This is a genomic window from Flavobacterium sp. UBA4854, assembly GCF_002399805.1.
Classification (GTDB): domain Bacteria; phylum Bacteroidota; class Bacteroidia; order Flavobacteriales; family Flavobacteriaceae; genus Flavobacterium; species Flavobacterium ginsengisoli.
Genome location: NZ_DHEI01000155.1, coordinates 31,307 through 33,347, shown reverse-complemented (window position 1 = coordinate 33,347; position 2,041 = coordinate 31,307). Strand labels below are relative to the sequence as shown.

Below are 2,041 nucleotides of genomic sequence, written 5' to 3'. Positions count from 1 at the left end.
TTAAGTCCGCGAATTTCAACATTGGCTTCTTGTCCTGGGCGTCCGCCACCGCGAACTTTAACTCCCGTAACCAAGCCTTGAAGTCCGTCTGCAACTGTTGTAACTTGTCTTTTCTGAATTTCTTCTGGTTTAACTAATGCAACAGCTCCTGTAAGGTCTTTTTTCTGTTGCGATCCATAACCTACAACAACTATCTCGTCCAATTTCATGGCATCTTCTTCCATAGTAACATTTATAGAAGTTTTGTTGTTGATTGCAATTTCGATTGTTTTGTAGCCTTGCGAACTAAAAACTAGTGTCTGATTTCCACTGGCAATAATTTTATAGCTCCCGTCAAAGTCTGTAACGGCACCATTTTGGGATCCTTTTATTAAAACATTCGCAAAAGGAATCGATTCGCCAGTTGCGGTGGTAACTTTTCCCGTAACAGTAATCTGCTGGGCAAAAGCGGACTGCAGTAATAAACTAAAGAAAACCAAGAGGTGATATCTCTTCGTTAAAAAGTGAGTGAACTTTGTTTTCATTGATTTTTGCATTTTAGATAGTTTTATTTCTTTTTGTGGTTTGGTTTAATGAAATATTGCTCTTTTTTTAATCATCTGGAATGCGGACAAAAAAAGAACTAATATTCTTTGGTTCTAATAAATTGTTCATTTTGTTTCAAAATTATTAATGGTTAGATTTTTCAAACTTTATTTTATTGATAGTATATTTTTAACCTTAAAATTTTATCAATATCATTTATTTGAAAATTCAAATTAGGCGCTTTTTATTCAAAATAAAATGCTTCATTTGTGTCAATATCTCTCTCAAATGATTCAAATTGTATTAAAAACAGTCCGTTTTCATTCAGATGCAACATTTTGTAGAATATTGAGACGATATGCAGAAATATTGATTTAAGCCTTATAAATAGACCTATGCGTAAATTCTTTCTTTTTTTATGTTTCAGCTTTTTTTCGATAAATTTTTCGAATGCGCAAGATTATTATTTTAAACATTTTCAGGTTGAAGAAGGACTTTCTAACAATACCGTTTTAACCTCCATTCAAGACAATGATGGTTTTATGTGGTTTGGAACCAAAGATGGTTTAAATCGTTTTGATGGCTATCGTTTTAAAACCTACAGAAGCAACGGAGACCCAATACATAGTTTAGGAAGCAATTATATACAATCGCTGCATGAACACAACGGCACGATTTGGGTTGGAACAGACAAAGGTTTGTATCATTACGATAAAAAGCTGGACAACTTTACGATTTTGAACGAAGCCATAAATGATCGTATCAATGACATCAATCACGATCAAAAAGACAACATTTGGTTTGTTTCGGGCAACATTTTGTATAAGTATTCTCCAAAAAAGAAAGAGACGACCACTTTTAATCCTAACAAATATTTTATTACGACCTCAATTACGAAGGATTATAAAGGCGAAATCTGGGCTTCTTCTTTAAATAAAATCTATCATTATTCTGAAGAAAACCTTTCTTTTGAAAATATTACTCTAAATCCGCCTGCTGATAAAGCCAATTTTAGAATCACTGTTATTTATGCTGTTGATCGCGAAAACATTGTAATTGGCACGCTCGATCACGGCGTACTCCTATATAATAGAAAAGATAAAACGACAAGCGAACTTAAATTTGGAATTAAAGAACCAGTTTTCGTGCGTCAATTCAGAAAAAAAGGAAACGACGAACTTTGGATTGCGAGCGAATCGGGTGTTTATGTGTATAATCTGAAAACCAAAACGGCTGTAAATCTGAAGAAAAACTACAATGATCCGTATGCGATTTCAGACAATGCGGCCTACTCTATTACTATCGATAAAGAAAACGGAATCTGGATTGGAACGTATTTTGGCGGTGTCAATTACCATCAAAAACAATATACGCAGTTTAAAAAGTACTTTCCGCAGAACAATCAAAATTCCATTAGCGGAAGCGCAGTTAGAGAAATTCATAAGGACGATCATGGCGATTTATGGATCGGAACCGAAGATGCTGGCGTGAATCGTTTTAATCCGAAAACACAAAA

2 protein-coding genes are annotated in these 2,041 nt (G+C 34.2%); one reads left to right on the top strand and one right to left on the bottom strand.

The genetic code is table 11. The features are described 5' to 3' along the window. Window positions 1-524 (bottom strand): carboxypeptidase-like regulatory domain-containing protein (locus B3J44_RS22405; RefSeq protein ID WP_286971540.1); only part of this gene is annotated, 524 nt, incomplete at its 3' end. A gap of 396 nt (window positions 525-920) precedes the next feature. Between B3J44_RS22405 and B3J44_RS22400 the strand changes: the two genes are divergently transcribed. Next, window positions 921-2,041, top strand: a 1,121-nt coding sequence (locus B3J44_RS22400) for a ligand-binding sensor domain-containing protein (protein WP_286971537.1), incomplete at its 3' end; no start/stop codon positions are given.